The sequence below is a fragment of the Desulfobacula sp. genome (genome assembly GCF_014237455.1).
Taxonomy (GTDB): Bacteria; Desulfobacterota; Desulfobacteria; order Desulfobacterales; family Desulfobacteraceae; genus Desulfobacula.
In genome coordinates, this window is record NZ_JABZFL010000030.1 from 99,051 (window position 1) to 116,480 (window position 17,430).

17 protein-coding genes are annotated in these 17,430 nt (G+C 40.0%); 16 read left to right on the forward strand and 1 reads right to left on the reverse strand.

Annotated features, from left to right (window positions below; all coding sequences use genetic code 11):
* A complete protein-coding gene (locus HGJ91_RS04795; protein ID WP_291346564.1) occupies positions 1–684 on the reverse strand; it encodes an FtsX-like permease family protein in 684 nt (227 codons plus the stop codon).
* 172 nt (positions 685–856) lie between these two features.
* Between HGJ91_RS04795 and HGJ91_RS04800 the strand changes: the two genes are divergently transcribed.
* The 16 genes from HGJ91_RS04800 to HGJ91_RS04875 all read left to right on the forward strand — a co-directional run bounded on the left by HGJ91_RS04800 (position 857) and on the right by HGJ91_RS04875 (position 17,402).
* Positions 857–1,831 (forward strand): radical SAM protein, encoded by a 975-nt coding sequence (locus HGJ91_RS04800; protein ID WP_291346565.1) that lies wholly within the window; start codon positions 857–859, stop codon positions 1,829–1,831.
* Between the two features lie 137 nt (positions 1,832–1,968).
* Positions 1,969–2,931 carry a GSCFA domain-containing protein gene (locus HGJ91_RS04805; protein ID WP_291346566.1) on the forward strand — a complete coding sequence of 321 codons (963 nt, stop codon included), beginning with the start codon at positions 1,969–1,971 and terminating at the stop codon, positions 2,929–2,931.
* A 5-nt stretch (positions 2,932–2,936) separates the two neighbouring features.
* Positions 2,937–4,193: a glycosyltransferase gene (locus tag HGJ91_RS04810; protein ID WP_291346567.1), complete on the forward strand. Its 1,257-nt coding sequence runs from the start codon at positions 2,937–2,939 to the stop codon at positions 4,191–4,193.
* The gene (locus HGJ91_RS04815) at positions 4,141–5,418 is read left to right on the forward strand and encodes a glycosyltransferase family 4 protein (protein WP_291346568.1); all 1,278 of its coding nucleotides are present in this window, start codon (positions 4,141–4,143) and stop codon (positions 5,416–5,418) included. Before HGJ91_RS04810 ends, HGJ91_RS04815 begins: the two co-directional genes overlap by 53 nt.
* A 12-nt stretch (positions 5,419–5,430) precedes the next feature.
* Positions 5,431–6,540, forward strand: a complete 1,110-nt coding sequence (locus HGJ91_RS04820; protein ID WP_291346569.1) for a glycosyltransferase family 4 protein — start codon at positions 5,431–5,433, stop codon at positions 6,538–6,540.
* On the forward strand, positions 6,541–7,140 hold the full coding sequence (locus tag HGJ91_RS04825) for a histidine phosphatase family protein (protein ID WP_291346570.1): 600 nt from the start codon (positions 6,541–6,543) through the stop codon (positions 7,138–7,140). It abuts the gene before it with no gap.
* Positions 7,140–8,291 (forward strand): glycosyltransferase, encoded by a 1,152-nt coding sequence (locus tag HGJ91_RS04830; protein WP_291346571.1) that lies wholly within the window; start codon positions 7,140–7,142, stop codon positions 8,289–8,291. The genes HGJ91_RS04825 and HGJ91_RS04830 overlap by 1 nt, the downstream gene beginning before the upstream one ends.
* Before the next feature lie 4 nt (positions 8,292–8,295).
* Entirely contained in the window at positions 8,296–9,075 is a 780-nt protein-coding gene (locus HGJ91_RS04835) for a polysaccharide deacetylase family protein (protein WP_291346572.1), read from the forward strand.
* A gap of 111 nt (positions 9,076–9,186) precedes the next feature.
* Positions 9,187–9,639, forward strand: a complete 453-nt coding sequence (locus HGJ91_RS04840; protein ID WP_291346573.1) for a hypothetical protein — start codon at positions 9,187–9,189, stop codon at positions 9,637–9,639.
* 8 nt (positions 9,640–9,647) lie between these two features.
* On the forward strand, positions 9,648–11,339 hold the full coding sequence (gene argS / locus HGJ91_RS04845) for an arginine--tRNA ligase (RefSeq protein WP_291346574.1): 1,692 nt from the start codon (positions 9,648–9,650) through the stop codon (positions 11,337–11,339).
* 2 nt (positions 11,340–11,341) lie between these two features.
* Positions 11,342–12,010: an SPOR domain-containing protein gene (locus HGJ91_RS04850; protein ID WP_291346575.1), complete on the forward strand. Its 669-nt coding sequence runs from the start codon at positions 11,342–11,344 to the stop codon at positions 12,008–12,010.
* Positions 11,991–12,278 carry an Asp-tRNA(Asn)/Glu-tRNA(Gln) amidotransferase subunit GatC gene (gatC, locus tag HGJ91_RS04855; protein ID WP_291346576.1) on the forward strand — a complete coding sequence of 96 codons (288 nt, stop codon included), beginning with the start codon at positions 11,991–11,993 and terminating at the stop codon, positions 12,276–12,278. The genes HGJ91_RS04850 and gatC overlap by 20 nt, the downstream gene beginning before the upstream one ends.
* Before the next feature lie 12 nt (positions 12,279–12,290).
* Positions 12,291–13,763, forward strand: a complete 1,473-nt coding sequence (gatA, locus tag HGJ91_RS04860) for an Asp-tRNA(Asn)/Glu-tRNA(Gln) amidotransferase subunit GatA (RefSeq protein ID WP_291346577.1) — start codon at positions 12,291–12,293, stop codon at positions 13,761–13,763.
* Between the two features lie 18 nt (positions 13,764–13,781).
* The gene (locus HGJ91_RS04865; protein ID WP_291346578.1) at positions 13,782–13,976 is read left to right on the forward strand and encodes a hypothetical protein; all 195 of its coding nucleotides are present in this window, start codon (positions 13,782–13,784) and stop codon (positions 13,974–13,976) included.
* The gene (mutL, locus tag HGJ91_RS04870; protein ID WP_291346579.1) at positions 13,951–15,744 is read left to right on the forward strand and encodes a DNA mismatch repair endonuclease MutL; all 1,794 of its coding nucleotides are present in this window, start codon (positions 13,951–13,953) and stop codon (positions 15,742–15,744) included. The genes HGJ91_RS04865 and mutL overlap by 26 nt, the downstream gene beginning before the upstream one ends.
* 50 nt (positions 15,745–15,794) lie before the next feature.
* Positions 15,795–17,402, forward strand: a complete 1,608-nt coding sequence (locus HGJ91_RS04875) for an FG-GAP-like repeat-containing protein (protein ID WP_291346580.1) — start codon at positions 15,795–15,797, stop codon at positions 17,400–17,402.
* Positions 17,403–17,430 lie beyond the last annotated feature (28 nt).

Sequence of the window (17,430 nt, forward strand, 5' to 3'; positions counted from 1 at the left end):
TCAGTCCCTTCCTCTCATGGCTTCAATCGGTTGCATTCTTGCCGCCAGCAGTGCCGGGTACAACACCCCTAAAAGACTTAAAAAGCATCCCAGTAAAATAGAGGATGCAATGGATATAAAAATACCATTAAAGGATACATAAGTAATTGCCAATGTACCAAATTTTATTAAAGATCCGCACAAGGCAATGCCGGCTCCTGTCAAGGCGCCTATAGCAGCGCCGATGAATCCCTGCAAAAAGGCTTCAATTAAAAAAAGTTTTAAGATAAATCTGTCCAGGGCACCTAAGCATTTCATGGTGCCGATCTCTCTGAATCTGTCCGCAACAGCCATCAACTGGGTATTTACAATGCCGACAACGCAGACAAGCAAAGATAAGAACAGAATCCAGCGTTCCTTTGGTGTTGTGTTGTATTGTTCTCCTGTGGCTGGGATTTCATATCCTCCTTGTGACAGTGTCTGTATGGCAATTTTGTTTTCAGAAAAAACAATCCCGGAGATAATATAGGAATTGGTTTTGATATAGCTGTAAAATGAAATGGCTAAAATCAGACTTATTGTTGTTATCAGAGACCGAAAAAATCTTGATTTGATGCTTTTAACAGCAATTTCAACAGATTTTAAAAACGGCAGAACAACCTGTTTTTTGGGCAGGTTTTTTTTTAGTTTCGTTTCTGGCTGCATCAATTAAAATAAATAGTCCAATTTGTTTCAAGATATAATATTGGTAAGTAAATTTAGGCGATAAGTCAAGAAATACCAACTTTTTATCCTTTTTAACTGTATGCTTGTCAACACCTTGACTTTATTCTGAGATTTGGATAGAAGAGCAAAAACTCTAAACATCAGGACGGTTATGCTCAACCTTACAGATATCAAAGCGCTCAATATTGAAATTTCATCCAAATGTATTGGTAAATGTCCGTTTTGCAGCCGGGATCAAAAAGTTCGTCCATATGGGAATCATTTCATCACATTTCAGGATTTTAGAAAATTGCCCAGGACCCTTATCCGGCAACTAAAATGGATCACTTTTGCCGGGAATTTTGGTGATTTGTCCACCAACAGGGATATGGTAAAAATTGCAGGTTACATAAAGGAGTTGAACCAAAATGTTGTTTTAGGCGGGGAGACCAATGGATCGGTTCAAGATGAAAAATGGTGGAGAGAGCTGGGACCATTTTTTAAGGACGGAAGTATGGAGTTTTCAGTGGACGGCCTCGTTGACACCCACGCCATCCACAGGATTGGGACCGATTATCATAAGATTATTAAAAATATTAAGGCATTTACGAGTGCAGGTGGTGTTGCACACTGGAAATTTATCTTGTTTTCCCACAATGAGCACCAGGTAGATGAGGCAGAACAAAAGGCCAGGCAGATCGGCTGCAAAAGATTTTTTGTTGTCCCCTCCAGAGATTATAACGAGCAGCTTAAAAAGTCTACGAAATTTGAATTTCAGATAAAAAGAGATATTTTTCAATTTTATGATGAAAAAACAGCATCTTCTAAAGCCGTTGCAGTATGTAAACCCTTTGCAAACGGATCTGTCTATATCGCTGCTGATGGAGCGGTTCATCCATGCTGCTATTCTCATTGCATGCATATCACAGAGCACAATAAGTTGTTTGATTTTATTCTGCCTTTGATAGAAAAATATCATGACGAGATTAATTATAAAACCAGATCCTTCAAAGATATCATACAAGGCCCGTATTTTAGAGAGGTTTTGGAAAAATCAAAAACAAATACCTATTGCCGAATGAAATGCAATCAATACCGGAAAACAATCAAAAAACAATTGATTTTAATCGATCGTCGCTTCCAATAAAACTTCAATAAAAGAGAATAGCTGCCATTATTTTTTCCATTTTCTTGACTTGATTCCTATGTTTCGTTACAAGTAGCCTCAAGGCGAATAAAGAGTATCGTGTTTAATTTCTGTTGTAATTATTTTTAGGATAAATCATGGCCATTTCTGAAATGCATCCGATACACAGGTTTGAATCCTGGCAGGTCTGGCCGGGGTCATACGACAATAAGTTTATCCCCGGACAATATCCCCATAAAAAGAGTTCAGGGCTCTTTATTGATAAAACCACACCGGTTGCATCCATGGGGTCCTGCTTTGCAAGAGAAATCAGAAAAGTTTTGATCCGCCAGGGGTATGATTATATCCAGGAGGAAACCGACCATCCTGCATCGGTTCATGCCAGCGCTGCATGGGAGAGAACCTATAATACGTTTTCCATGAGACAGATTTTTGAGTATACTTTTGAGTCCTTCAGGCCTAAGACAAGGTGGTGGATTTCTCCCAAAACAAAGCAGGTTCAAGATCCGTATCGGAGAATTATTCTTTATGATTCAATAGATGAGGCCCAAAAAGATTTTAAATCCCACATTGAGTGTTCCCAACGAGCCATAAAGAGGGCCAAAGTGCTGATTTTGACTCTGGGGTTAACTGAAATCTGGAAGGACAAATCCGATGGGAGCGTTATCTGTTTGCCGTCAGGACCTTATTTTAATGAGGGGGGCAGTTTGGATGACTATGAATTTAAGGTCAGCAGATATTCAGAAAATCTTGATAACCTTGAAAAAATTTATAAGATTGTAAAAAATAATAATAAAGACTGTAAACTCATCATTACGATATCCCCTGTCCATCTTTGGGCGACCTTCAGGGAAGATATGGATGTCATCAGCGCAAATTGCAATTCAAAGTCAACGTTAAGAGCGGTTGCAGATGAGTTTGTATGCCGGCACAATGATGTGTTTTATTTTCCCAGCTATGAAATTGCTACCAGCTTTACCATGATGATGAATAAAACCTGCTTTGAAAAAGGGAAAGAGAATTTTCATATCAATAAGGAAACGGTTGAGTTGATTATGAAGCATTTTTTGAAAGCTTATTCAAAAGGAGTGAAATTTTAAACCTGATGGATAAATTTCCCACCTTTAATATCCTGATGTATTCCCATGATACTTATGGGCTCGGGCACATCAGAAGAACCATGGCAATTGCCGAACAATTGCGACAATCAAATACCAACATACTGATACTCACGGGTTCTCCCATTGCCGGAAGATTGACATTTCCCAAATATGTTGACTATGTCAGGGTTCCGGGCATGATCAAAAAAGCAAATGATGAATATTTTCCGCTTACTATCAGAATCGATCCCCTGCAGGCAATGGAAATAAGACAAAGCATTATTATAGCTACGGTGAAAACCTTCTTGCCGGACCTGTTTATCGTGGATAAAGAGCCCCAGGGATTAAAAAAAGAAGTCCTGCCTGCACTGGAATGGATCAAAGAAAATTTACAAAACACAAAAACTATTCTTGGGTTAAGGGATATTATGGATGATTCCGAAACCGTTAAAGCAGACTGGAATAAAAAAAATATTTATTCAACTATTGAAGATTTTTACAGTGAAGTCTGGGTGTATGGACAAAAAAATATTTATAATCCTATCCAGGAATATGATATCCCGCCATCCATCAGTAAAAAACTGCATTTTACCGGTTATATTCCAAGAAAGGTTCCTTCAGAAAGTCTTGCCGATGATCTCAGATTACAATTGAATGTAATGAAAAATGAGAATCTGATAACGGTTACAACGGGAGGTGGTGGAGATGGATTCTATGTGCTGGATAATTATTTGACAATGCTTGAAAAAATGAAAGCACAATCCATTCTGCCGGCTTTCCAAAGTGTTCTGGTCACAGGGCCCTTTTTATCCCGAGATGACAAGAACCTTATATTGGAACGTGCCAATGAACTTGGTATCCAATCCTATGGTTTTTTTTCAGACATGGAAACCTTGATTGCCGCATCAGATATTGTCGTGTGCATGGGGGGATATAACACTATATGCGAGGCTCTTTTTTCCAAAACCATGTCGTTGATCATTCCAAGGGAGACGCCACGAAAGGAGCAGTATATAAGAGCCCAGGCCTTTCATCGCGAAGGTCTGATTGAGTTTATCCCCTGGGCTCTTTTTAATGAAAATAACTTAGAGAATAAAATACTTAATATGCTGGAAAATAGAGCGTCTTTCACAAAAGCCATGGATAATTTTGAAATGACTGGAATTGTAAATATTTGTGAGCGCATATCGAAATTTTGGAATGGGAAAAATGGAAAAAATGACAGCCCCGACACTATGTATGGTTTTGAAAGGCTATCCTAGAATATCAGAAACATTTATTTCAAACGAAATACTGCTTTTAGAATCCTTAGGGTTTAAGATTCATATCATATCCATGCGCCACCCGCGCGAGCCTTTTACACATGCAAGTGTAAAAAATATTCAAGCGGGTGTCGACTATCTGCCCAGTACCATATGGGGTAATTTGTTTCCCCTTTGCTTTCATAATGTTTTGCTGGCTGTAAAAAAGCCCGGAATCTATTTTAAAGCGGTAAAAAAAGCAGTTGTTCGGTGGATGCGGACAAGAAAAACAGCAACCCTCAAGCATTTGCTCCAGGCAGGATACCTTGTGCATAAGATTTTACCAAAGAAAGATATCGTGCATTTTCAGGCTCATTTTGCCCATTCGCCCACATCTGTGGCATTGTTTTCAAGCTTGCTGAGCGATGTTCCGTTCAGTTTTTTTGCCCATGCAAAGGATATTTACACTTCGGATAAAAGGCAGCTTAAAGAAAAAATTGATATGGCACGATTTGTTGTGACATGTACAAAATATAATAAAGCATATTTGTCAGAACTGGCAGACAACACTCAAACCCCTGTTTTTTGTGTATATCATGGTATCAATTTGGATTACTTTTCTTCAAAAGAGCGTAAAACAGGGTGCAGGCCACCCTACCAAATCATTACCGTCGCAAGAATGACAGAGAAAAAAGGTCTGGAAGATGTGTATCAAGCATTGGCTGTCATGCGGGATAAGGGCATTAAATTCAAACACACCCTGATCGGGGAAGGAGATGATCAAGCAAAAATTGTCGAGTTGATTAAAAGACTGAAACTGGAAAAGTTAACCGAGCTTTGCGGTACGTTAACCCATGAACAGGTGATAGACCATTATGCATCGTCAGACCTTTTTGTGCTGGGATGTAAGATAGCAGACAATGGAGACAGGGATGGTATCCCTAATGTCATGGCAGAAAGTATGGCAATGAACCTGCCGGTTGTCGCAACAAATATTTCCGGAATCCCGGAGTTTCTTGAAGATCGCGTGACCGGACTGATGGTAGCGCAAAAAGATCCCATGGCGCTTGCCGATGCCATGGAAACACTGTTAACAGATAACAATTTAAGACAACAGGTCACCCGGGAAGCAAAAAAAAGAATAACAAAAGAGTTTAACAATAAAAAACTGATAATGGATCTTGCCGGAATCTATAGTAAAATGATAACAGGTCTGGAATCAGGCAACATCAAGTTGAAAAACTAAAAAGTGGCCGTTATGAGAATAGCCTTTTATGCACCATTCAAACCGCTTGGCCATAAGAATCCGTCCGGAGATCTTGCCATTGCCAGGGGTCTTGTAAGGTATCTTGAGGAACAGGGGCATACCATTGAAATTCAAAGCGATCTGAGAGCCAGGTGGATTTATTTCAAGCCATGGCTCTGGCTCTTACTGAGTTTTCATTTTATTCGTTGTTTGAAAAATCTGGTCGCAAATCCTCCGGATGCATGGCTGACCTATCACACCTATTATAAAGCACCTGACCTTCTTGGACCATTTATTTGTAAGATTTTGAAAATCAAATATGTTATCTTTCAGGGAATATATTCCACAAAAAGGAAGCGGCGTTTTAAAACAATATTTGGTTTTTTTTTGAATCGGATTGCTTTGCTGGCGGCCGATCACATATTTACTAATAAAATCAATGATTTAAAAAATTTAAAACGCATTATTCCCAAAGAGCACTTGACCTATATTAAACCGGGTATTAAACCGGATGAATTTGAAAAAGATGAACCATCAGGGAAAAAATTAAGAAAACAATGGGGTGTGGAAACCTGCCCGGTTATTTTGACAGCTGCCATGTTCAGGGATGATGTGAAAACTAAAGGGCTTTCCTGGCTGATAAAATGCTGTGCCAACCTTATTAAATTAAACGTAAGATTTCATCTTGTGATTGCCGGAAGCGGGGAAATGGAAAATGAATTGAAAGAAATTGCACAGAGATATCTGCCGGGCCGTCATACATTTGTGGGGAAAATTGAACCCCAAGAGATGTTTGAATTTTACAGTTCGGGTGATGTGTTTGCATTTCCCGGGATAAGAGAATCTTTGGGAATGGTTTATTTAGAAGCGCAATCCTGTTCGCTTCCGAGTGTTGCATTTAAAAATGGAGGCATTCCTGAGGTCATTGATGATCAAAAAACTGGGTTCCTTGTTCCCATGTATGATTGTAAGGGCTTTTGTGAAACTTTGAAAAGCCTGTTAACCAATGATACCCTCTTAAGGCGAATGGGAGAAAATGCCGCAGGCCATGTCAGAAAACATCACGATATTGATCTCAATTATGGCAGGTTTGAGCAGATCTTGTATCAGGTGATCGCTTAAATGGTAAGATTTGGTATCATACGGCATGCAAGGACCCGATGGAACCTGGAAAAAAAAATTCAGGGCAGAGAAGACATTGCATTATGCGGGCAGGGAATAGATGAGGCTGCGCGCTGGGGTGACATTCTGAAATTTGAAAAATTCAGTCTGATATTGTCTAGCCCCATGATTCGTGCCCGGCAGACATCTGAGATTATTTCTGAAAAAATGGGTGTTGATATCGCATTTGATATCAATTTAAGGGAACAGGATTTTGGATGTTGGGAAGGGAAAAGAATTACTGATATCAGAAAAAATGAGCCCGGAATTATAGAAATGCAGGAATCAAGGGGATGGGGTTTTTGTCCGCCCCATGGAGAGGATAGAAAAAATGTATTGAACCGAGCCTTAAAGGCAATAAGAAAAGCAGCTGATAGCTTTGCTGAAAGGCATGTTCTTGTTGTTACCCACAATAGTGTAATGAAATCTATTTTGTATCATTTGATGAATAGAGCATTTTTGCCGGATGAAGAAAAAGTGATGATGGCGTATTATCTCCATGTGCTGGTATGGAATAAAAAATTGATGATAGAAAAATTAAACCACACCAGGCTTCAATAATGAAAATTGTAATCTATTGTCAGCATGTTTTGGGGGTAGGACATTTTTTCAGGACACTGGAAATTGCCAGGGCCATGAATTCCTGTCAGGTGATTCTTGTCACCGGCGGTGGAAATATTGATGTGATATTTCCCAGGCATATAAGGCATGTCAGCCTTCCCGGACTCATGATGGATAGCAGTTTTAACGGTCTTTACAGTGTAAATCCACAAAAAGAACTGGAGGATGTCAAGCTTGCACGTCAAAAACTGCTATTGGATTTAATAAAAAAAGAACAGCCGGATTTTTTTTTCATAGAACTTTATCCCTTTGGTAGAAGAGCGTTCAGGTTTGAACTTATCCCTGTGCTTGACTTTATTGTTCAGAATCCTCAGATGAAATGTAAAGTGATTTGCAGTTTGAGAGATATCCTGGTTGAAAAAAAAGATACAGCCAAGTATGAAAGGCGTGTGATAGATACCTTAAACCAATATTTTGATGCTGTCCTTGTCCATTCTGATCCAAAATTGATACGGCTTGATTCAACTTTTTCAAGGTTGGAGAAAATTAATATTCCTATTGTCTATACCGGATTTGTCACACCTGTTCCGGACCTGGAAAAAGCCCAAGCCTTCAGACAGAATGCAGGATTGAATAAGAACGGAACTCTCATCATTGCAAGCGCAGGCGGCGGGAATGTTGGGGCACCACTGCTAAAAGCAGTCATCCAAGCATATCAGCAATTGTCTGAAAATGAAAATATCATGCTAAACGTGTATACAGGGCCATACATGGCTGAGGAAGATAAGGTGGAACTCCATTCTTTTTCCGGCAGCAGGATTAAAATTGAGGAATTTACCAATGATTTTGTTTCCCTTTTGAGTGCGGCAGATCTTTGTGTCAGTATGGCAGGATACAATACCTGTATGAATATTATTGCTGCCAATGTATCAGCAGTTGTCTGGCCCTTTGATCAGAACAGGGAACAACGTATCCGGGCTGAAAAAATAGCACAATTTGTCCCCATGACGATTCTGGAGGACAAGGATTTGATGATTCCCGCATTCACTTCAATTTTAGAAAATTGTCTTGGAATGCAGAAGAAAAATTTAAAAAGCGGGCTGAATATTCAGGGCGCCTTTAATACTGCAAAATGGATAGGGGGTATATAAAAAGGTGATATCAAGCATTTACCAATCATCAAACACAGTTTTAACGCCCAGGGTCAAACAGTCCTTTGCAGCTTGTATTGAAGACGGGTTGGCCTTAAATGATAGCCCGAAGTTTTTTTTCAGAGCAGATGATATCGGGGCACCGTCAAAGAATTATTCGAGGATGACGGCACTTTTTTTGACATATGAAATCCCTCTTTGCCTGGCGGTGGTTCCCACCTGGCTGACCAGGAAACGATGGGAAGCCATGGATGATTTTGTCAAAAAAGGACAAGATCTTTTTTGCTGGCACATGCATGGATACAGGCATATGAATTATGAAGTTCAGGGGAAAAATCAGGAGTTTGGTTCTATCAGATCCACAACAGCGGTTCTAAACGACATTTCAAGGGGGCGCGAGAGACTTCAATCCATTTTGGGGGAAAAGTTCACACCAATTTTCACACCACCATGGAATCGCTGTAGTATAGAAACAATGCAGGTGTTGAAAGAAATTGGATTCAAGGGGATTTCAAGAAGTTATGGCAGTATGCCGAATCCCCCTGACGGCCTTGAAGAGTTTCCAGTTCATGTGGATCTGCATACCAGAAAAGAGAAAATCTCCGAACAAGGATGGCAACAGCTTTTCAAAGAAATTACCAAAGGAATGCAATTTTCGGCTTGTGGTATTATGATCCATCACATGCGGATGAATGAGCAGGCATTTATTTTTTTTGAATACCTGCTTGAACGTCTTGCCGTTCATAAACAAATACAGATCATTACCTTTAACGATTTAATATAAAAAAATTAGTTAGGCAGATATTCCCTTGAAAGGGAGCTTCTTATTGACAGAATAAATAGTTGCGCTATAGTTAAAGGATTTTAAATTAACCGAATCAACAGGAGATAATAAATGAGGCAGAAAATAAGATTTGAGAAAAATATTAAAAGCGGGAAAGTCACAATTTTGGAATTCAGTGAAGTGGATCCCGGTGTTGTCATACTGCTTCATGAAGAAGAGTATAGTCTTGAAAAGATGGCAAAGGCTTCTGAAGAAGGCTTTCAAGCTTTTTCCAGATTATTGAGAAGGCGAAGTTTTTTCCCTGCTTCATACCTTTGTAAGAAGCTGTTTGAGAATACCATGGAATTTTTTAAAAATAAGGCAGAAAAAAAGGTTGTCATTGAATATGATGATGTAGAAGCTTTTCCTAAAGAGGAAGAATTCCAGCTGGATGATGAAGATGTAGAGATTGATAAAATACTGGAGGAAGATGGGACCACTGATGAAGATGAGATTAAGGAAATAGATTCCAAAGACGACACACCTAAGTTTACCCCTGAAGATACTTCTGAACATGAAAATTAGAGTTGATGATGAAGCATACCATTAAAAGAATTGTTCTTGATGCTGCTCAAAAAGCCTATGAAAATGGTGCGTTGCTGTCAGATCAGGTCCCTGAAATGGAGATAGAAGAACCCCGGCATCAATCCCATGGAGATTTTTCTACAAATTTTGCAATGATTTCAGCCGCCATTCAAAAAATGCCGCCAAGGAAAATTGCTGAAAGTCTGATATCATCAATTGAGACCTTGGCTGAAACCTCTGGTGAAATCGGAAGTTTGATTGAAAAGGTTGAGATAGCCGGTCCTGGATTTATCAACTTTTTTCTTTCAAATAAAGCATGGTATCCAGTGCTTGATCGGATTCTTGAGCAAGATAAAAGATATGGCGCCTCTGATATGGGGAAGAATGAAAAAGTGCAGGTGGAATTTGTCAGTGCCAATCCTACAGGACCTTTGCATGTAGGGCATGGAAGGGGTGCCGCTGTAGGAGATTCTGTGGGTAACATTCTTTCTTTTGCCGGGTTTGATGTTCAAAAAGAGTTTTATATTAATGATTCGGGTCGTCAGATAAGAACCCTTGGTACCTCTGTCTGGATAAGACTGCTGCAAAAGGCAGGGAAAGAAATCAAGTTCCCTGAGGACTGTTATCAAGGCGATTATATCATGGATCTGGCCAGCGAGATTCATGAAAAAGAGGGTGACAGGTTTTTTCAAAAAGATGAGGACGAAGCCATTGCCCATTGTGCAAAATTTGCAGCAAAGAAAATTCTTAAAGGTATAAAAGAAGATCTGTCAGATTTTGGCGTTACGTTTGATCAATGGTTCAGTGAGCAAAGCCTGTATGATGCAGGAAGGGTTCAAAAAGCCATTGATGATTTTAAATCAAAAGATCTGATTTATGAAAAAGATGGCGCACTCTGGTTCAGGTCACAGGATTTTGGTGACGAGAAAAACAGGGTGGTTGTCAGAAATAATGGTCTGACAACATATTTTGCCTCAGATATTGCCTATCATATGGAGAAATATGAACGCGGATTTGACAGGGTCATTGATGTCTGGGGAGCAGATCACCACGGCTATATTAAAAGAATTGACGCATCTGTTGTTGCCTCGGGCCGGAAAAGTGAACATTTTGAAGTCATATTGGTCCAATTGGTTAACCTGCTTCGCCGGGGCAAGCCTTTTCAGATGTCCAAAAGGGCGGGTGATTTCGTCACCTTAAAAAATATTGTTGATGAAGTCGGCAAAGATGCTGCAAGATTTATGTTTTTAAGCCGCAGTTATGATTCCGGCCTTGATTTTGATCTGGAACTTGCCAAACAGAAAAATTCCAACAACCCCGTCTATTACGTCCAATATGTTCATGCAAGAATAACCGGTATCCTTTTAAAGGCAAAACAGGAAAATATTATTCAAGACATTGATTTTAATAAGGGTAAAAATCTTTATTTACTCAATGCAGCGGAAGAAACTAATCTTATAAAAATATTGGATGCGTTTAAAGAGAATGTGGAAAAGAGCGCTCAAACATTGCATCCTCATGTGATTTTTACATATCTGATGAGTCTTGCATCTGCATTCCATAGCTATTATAATAAACACAAGGTCATTACAGATGACAAAGAATTAACGCTGGCCCGGTTAAGCCTTGTTCTGGGAGTGAAAAAAGTCATTCGAAACGCCTTGACGCTTCTTGGGGTGACAGCACCTGAAAGAATGTAAAAATGATACCCTTTAAGGGGATTTTAAAATATTCAATTTACATATTTATTGCCGGCTGGATGTTTTTACTGGGCATCATGGTGGGGCGGGGATCTTCTCCTGTGAATTTTGATACACAGAAATTTCAAAAAAGACTTGAAACCATTGCCAGTGAATTTGGAGAAAAAAAAGGGATTCAAAAGAAAATTGATTTAAAATTTTACGATGTCCTTGATCATCCTGTACCTGAAGAAAGTGTGCCTTCCCAAAAGAAACCTTTAGAAATTATTCCTAAAAAAGAAATAATTGTTACCCCGGATACGATTCCGCTAAAGACAAGCAGAAAAAAACAGACGTTTAAACAAGCTGCAAACAAGGTGAAGGCGGATATTAAAATCAGGGAAACATCAAAAACAAGTGAAACTTTAAAAGCAAAACAAGGGGAATACACGATTCAAATCGCAGCCTATAAAAATTTTAAAGATGCTGTTACGAAAATGGCGACACTTGAAAAAAAAGGATTCTCATCCTACAGGGTAAAAGGGCAAAAAGAGGGTGTGACCTGGTACAGGATCAGAACCGGTTCCTTTGCAACCCGGGATGAGGCAAAAAAATTTAAAGAGAAGTTGGATAAAGCCGGAATAAACTCAATGATTATTAAAAGGGATAAAAATGAAGATATCAACAGATGAAGTCACAAAGATTGCCCATCTTGCCCGGCTGGAGATTGGTGCGTCGCAAAAAGAGAAAATGGCAGAGCAGCTGAGCCATATCCTGCAATATATTGATAAATTAAAAGATGTTGATGTTGAGGGTGTCAAGCTTTTTTCAGACGCTGCTTTTATGAATAATGTATTGAGAGAGGATGAATTGAAGGTATCACCCGGCCCGAATGTGACACTTGCCAATGCGCCACAGAGAGATGAAGATTTTTATATTGTTCCAAGAATTGTGAAATAAGGATAATATTAAATGGAATTTTGTGAACTTACCATAGCCGGCGCCCAGAAATTACTTTCTGAGCAACAAATTTCTTCTTTTGAGCTGACAACTGCATTACTTGAGAGGATTGAAAAATATGATGCTAAAATCGGTGCTTTTATAACGATTAACAAAGATCTGGCCCTAAAACAGGCGAAAAAGGCGGACCAGGATATTGCCGATAATAACATATCAGCCTTGACCGGTGTGCCCATTGCCTTAAAAGATCTCTTTTGTACCAGAGGAATGAAAACTACCTGTGGCTCAAAGATTCTCGATAATTTTATACCCCAATACGATGGAACCGTTGTTTCAAAGCTAAAGGACAATGGTGCTGTCATTATTGGCAAAACTAATATGGATGAGTTTGCCATGGGCTCTTCCACTGAAAATTCTGCTTATAAAATTACAGCAAATCCCTGGAACAAAGAATATGTGCCCGGGGGTTCCAGCGGGGGATCTGCTGCTGCTGTGGCAGCACAGTTCTGCTGTGCTGCCCTTGGAACAGATACGGGGGGCTCCATTCGTCAGCCGGCGTCCCATTGCGGGGTTGTGGGGCTTAAACCCACCTATGGCAGGGTATCCAGGTTCGGCCTGGTGTCATATGGATCTTCTCTTGATCAGATTGGACCGATCACAAAAGATGTCAGGGATGCTGCACTATTACTGAACATCATATCGGGAAACGATAAAATGGATTCAACCAGTGCAAGGGTTGATGTACCTGATTTTACCCGCGCTTTTGATCAGTTTGAAAAGGGCTCTTTAAAAGGAATGACAGCAGGGATTCCAAAAGAATACATGTCAGTTGACGGAATTGATCCTGACGTTGAAAAAGTGTTTAAACAGGCAAAAAAGATTCTTGAGGATCTGGGTGTTCAGATAAAAGAAGTTTCTCTGCCGCACACGGATTATGTGGTAGCCGCCTATTATATTATCGCCCCCTGTGAAGCCAGTTCCAATCTTGCCAGATTTGATGGCGTGAGATACGGTTTCAGGGATCAAACATCTGATGATCTTATGGATATGTACAAAAAAACCAAATCAAAAGGGTTTGGCCCGGAAGTCCAGAGAAGAATTCTTATTGGAACCTATGCGCTCTCAGCCGGCTATTATGATGCCTATTATGGACGGGCATCACAGGTTCGAACACTGATCATGGAGGATTTTTCAAACGCCTTTAAAACCTGCGATTTCATCCTGTCTCCTGTGGCGCCGGCCCCGGCGTTTAAAATTGGTGAGAACATTGATGATCCCTTAACCATGTATTTAACAGATATTTTCACACTTTCCGCCAATATGGCCGGTGTTCCCGGGATATCGGTTCCTGCGGGATATTCTTCAAAAGGGCTTCCCATTGGGATTCAGATGATGGCAAACCGGTTTGATGAAATGGCTCTTTTAAGGGCAGGGTATGGGTTTGAAAAAAGCATCCGGCTGGATAAAAAGTTTCCAGATCTTTAAATATAAAGGAGATGAGATATGTCAACTGTACAACCCCAGGGTGATCAATTAAAAAAGGCGGTTAAATGGATATCAGAGAAGAGAAAGGAAAATCCTGATATAAATCTTCCCAAACTGGTGGATGATGCTGGTTTCCAATTTGATTTAAGCCCGAAAGATTCTGAGTTTCTATTAAGGTTTGTAAAAAATGACGACGATCAGAATCCTGCCTGAAATCCTTTCCAATCAGATTGCAGCAGGTGAAGTGGTACAAAGACCATCCTCCGTGGTTAAAGAGCTGGTTGAAAACGCTATTGATGCCGGATCTACCCGTATTACCATTGAGGCAGTAAGAGGCGGAAAATCATTCATACGGGTTTCTGATAACGGCATCGGTCTCTCAAGAGATGATGCGCTCTTATCCATAGAGAGATATGCCACAAGCAAGATATTTACTAAAAACGACCTTTTTTCCATCTCAACCATGGGATTCAGGGGAGAGGCCCTTCCTTCCATTGCATCGGTTTCAAAATTCAGTCTTGTGACCCGGACAAAAGAGTCTGATATCGGAACAAAAATTGATATCATCGGAGGGAAAGTACGGGATGTTTCTGATGCCGGAGCGCCGGTGGGAACCATGGTGGAAGTGAAAAATCTCTTTTTCAACACACCGGCCAGGAAAAAATTTTTAAAATCCGACAACACGGAAACAAGCCATATTGCCGATGTCATATACGGCATGGCTCTTGGCAATTCTCATATCCAGTTCAGGCTGTTTTTAAATAATAAGCTGCAGAAAAGTTTTTCATTATCGGATGATTTGTTCCAAAGATCGGTTGGCATTCTTGGAAGGGATGTTGCCGACAAATTGTATAAATTTGAGTTTTCAGACGCGTTTATCACTATTCACGGGTATTGTTCCAACCCGTTGGTCACAAGAAGCACTTCGTCAAAGATTTTTTTGTTTGTGAACAAAAGGCTTGTGTATGACCGGGGACTTATCTCGGCGATTTTCCAGGGATATAGAGGCAGGATCATGAAGGGAAAATTTCCTCTGGGAGTTTTTTTTATTGATATTGGGTTTGACCAGGTGGATGTTAATGTTCATCCGTCTAAAAGAGAGATCAAATTTTTTAACGGCCGGCGGGTATATCGGGCTGTGTCAGAAACAATTGGAACTGCATTATTCCGCGAGCAGCAGAACATGGCGGCGTATTCAAAAATACAGATCGGTTCTGATGTGATTCAGAAAAAAATGATTGAAAAATTTAATTTTTTTGATGAAGCCTTTAAACCGGACCAAATGGATAAGGTTGAACAATCTTCCATGGACTGGCCGATGGCTTCGGGTGAAAATGAAAAAAACTTTGTTGACAGACAGGCAGTGCAGCAAAAAGCTTTGCAGCCGCACCAATATGCCTCTGGCCAGATTAAAATTATCGGCCAGATCCTGGGAACCTATATCCTGGCAGAATCCGAAGGCGGGTTGATATTGATAGATCAGCATGCCGCCCATGAAAGGATTGTCTATGAAAACCTGAAACAAAGGTATCAGTCGCTTAAGGTTCAAACCCAGAACCTGGCCGTGCCGGAAACCCTTGAATTAAATTTTAAGGAGGCAGATCTTCTGTCCAAAATTCTGGATGATTTAAAAGCGATGGGCATGATCATTGAACCCTTTGGAGACACCACCTTTATTGTAAAAGCGGTACCGGCCATCATTGATGAAAAAGAGATCAAGCCGATACTTTTTGAAATCCTTGAAACAGCCCTGGTTAAAAAACATGGATTTTCGAAACAGGACTGGCTTGAAAACTGTCTGATTTTGATGGCCTGTCATGGGGCCATCCGTGCAAACCTGAATCTTGGCCAGATTGAAATGGAAAAATTGCTCGCTGACCTTGAACAATGTGAAAACCCCCGTCACTGTCCCCATGGCCGCCCTATCATGGTCTTTTGGACCAAAAATCAAATAGAAAAGCTGTTTAAAAGACTTGTGTGAGTAACTGGGATGGGGTATAAATAAAAATTTATATTACAAGGAGTTTGATTTTGAAAACTAAAAAGAATTTTTGGAAAGTGTTATATTTCACTGTTGTTTTGATAATCTGGGGTGTGACAGCAGGCAACCCCTGTTTTTCCAAAGAGATAAAAAAAGTGGCCGTCCTTCCATTTGTAATGAATACCCAGCAGGATCTGATGTTTTTGCAAAAGGGTATTTTTGACATGTTTTCATCAAGGATCTCCTATGGTGACGAGGTCGAGGTGCTGACCCGGGAAAATCTTGAAAATAAGCTTGGCAGTGCCGATCTCTCTTCTATAATCAAGGGCGTAAATGAATCAAAGGCAAAGGAACTGGGCAATTTTCTGAATGTAGACTATGTGCTTTTTGGGAGCCTGACCCTTTTTGGAAACAGCATGAGTCTTGATGTGAATATGGTTGATATAAGACCTGATAATCCGTCACTTACCTTCTTCCGGCAGGGCAATGAAGCAGGTGCTGTTATACCGGAACTTGATAAGATTGCAGAAGAAATCAATTATAAAGTGTTTGGCAGGGAAACACTTGAGTTTCAATCTCAACAGGCCCTGCAAAGAACTTATTCAAGGGAAGGGGAAAGTTATGCAAGTCCACTTAAAAAATTTAAGGCCCTTCTTACTGTAGATGGAATTATGAACGGGGTTGCCACAGGAGACCTTGACGGTGATAAAAAAAATGAAATTGTTGTTGTTCAGGACAGAATCGTACAGATTTTTAAATATGCATTTAACGGAAAGATCAGCCTGGTCCAAAAAATTGAAGACACTTCAGTATCCACTCGTATTGTGGGTGTTGACGTGGCAGATATTAATCAAAATGGTTTTTCAGAAATTTTTATTACCCGGATCAACAACAACCACCAGTCTGTTGCCTCCTGTGTGATTGAATATAATGGCAGCAAATATGTAAAAGGGAAAACAACATATCCCTGGTACTTAAGAGTGATAAAAGATGCCAAAGGCAATTCGGAACTGTTTGCCCAGGCACACACCACAAAAGGTCCATGGCTTTCAAATGATGTCTTTAAAGTCGTGTGGCAGAATAATTCATATGTTCAGGGAACCCGTCTTAGGGTACCGGAAAAAGGGTTTTCCGTGTTGAGCATGACAAGCGGCAAAGCAGTCAGTAATGATACCGCAATGTACCTGTACACGGACGAACTGGGACAGCTTGTTGTTTTTAATGATTCCGGCAGTATCGAATGGTCCAGCGACAAAGGATATGGCGGCAGCAGTCTTTTTTATACGTTCCCCCAGAAGACTGCTGATGAGTTATATGATAAGGAGTATGCTTTTTTGCAACCCAAAACTATTACTTATGATAGAAATTCCGATGGGAAAGCTGAGTTGTTTGTCATAAAAAACAAGGAAGCCTCTGATTATTTTTTCAAGAACACCCGGGTATTTAAAAAAGGAAGTATTGAAATTTTTAACTGGAATGAAATGGGGTTGACATCTGAAAATGCGCCTAAAAAATTATCGGGTCCTGTTACCAGCATTGATATTGGTGATTATGATAATGATTTGAAAAATGAATTGCTTGTTACAATGATCAAGAAAAGCGATAATATGTTTTCCCGTGATTCAAAGAGTTTATTAGTTGCATATGATCTTGATTGAATTTATTCCCGATACACACTCTGCTTTA

Coding starts and splice junctions, on each gene's coding strand:
- HGJ91_RS04825 (WP_291346570.1), top strand. CDS start 6,541: ATGGTAAGATTTGGTATCATACGGCATGCAAGGACCCGATGGAACCTG.
- HGJ91_RS04795 (WP_291346564.1), bottom strand. CDS start 684: ATGCAGCCAGAAACGAAACTAAAAAAAAACCTGCCCAAAAAACAGGTT.
- gatA (WP_291346577.1), top strand. CDS start 12,291: ATGGAATTTTGTGAACTTACCATAGCCGGCGCCCAGAAATTACTTTCT.
- HGJ91_RS04830 (WP_291346571.1), top strand. CDS start 7,140: ATGAAAATTGTAATCTATTGTCAGCATGTTTTGGGGGTAGGACATTTT.
- HGJ91_RS04850 (WP_291346575.1), top strand. CDS start 11,342: ATGATACCCTTTAAGGGGATTTTAAAATATTCAATTTACATATTTATT.
- gatC (WP_291346576.1), top strand. CDS start 11,991: ATGAAGATATCAACAGATGAAGTCACAAAGATTGCCCATCTTGCCCGG.
- HGJ91_RS04805 (WP_291346566.1), top strand. CDS start 1,969: ATGGCCATTTCTGAAATGCATCCGATACACAGGTTTGAATCCTGGCAG.
- argS (WP_291346574.1), top strand. CDS start 9,648: ATGAAGCATACCATTAAAAGAATTGTTCTTGATGCTGCTCAAAAAGCC.
- HGJ91_RS04810 (WP_291346567.1), top strand. CDS start 2,937: ATGGATAAATTTCCCACCTTTAATATCCTGATGTATTCCCATGATACT.
- HGJ91_RS04815 (WP_291346568.1), top strand. CDS start 4,141: ATGGAAAAAATGACAGCCCCGACACTATGTATGGTTTTGAAAGGCTAT.
- HGJ91_RS04800 (WP_291346565.1), top strand. CDS start 857: ATGCTCAACCTTACAGATATCAAAGCGCTCAATATTGAAATTTCATCC.
- mutL (WP_291346579.1), top strand. CDS start 13,951: ATGACGACGATCAGAATCCTGCCTGAAATCCTTTCCAATCAGATTGCA.
- HGJ91_RS04840 (WP_291346573.1), top strand. CDS start 9,187: ATGAGGCAGAAAATAAGATTTGAGAAAAATATTAAAAGCGGGAAAGTC.
- HGJ91_RS04820 (WP_291346569.1), top strand. CDS start 5,431: ATGAGAATAGCCTTTTATGCACCATTCAAACCGCTTGGCCATAAGAAT.
- HGJ91_RS04865 (WP_291346578.1), top strand. CDS start 13,782: ATGTCAACTGTACAACCCCAGGGTGATCAATTAAAAAAGGCGGTTAAA.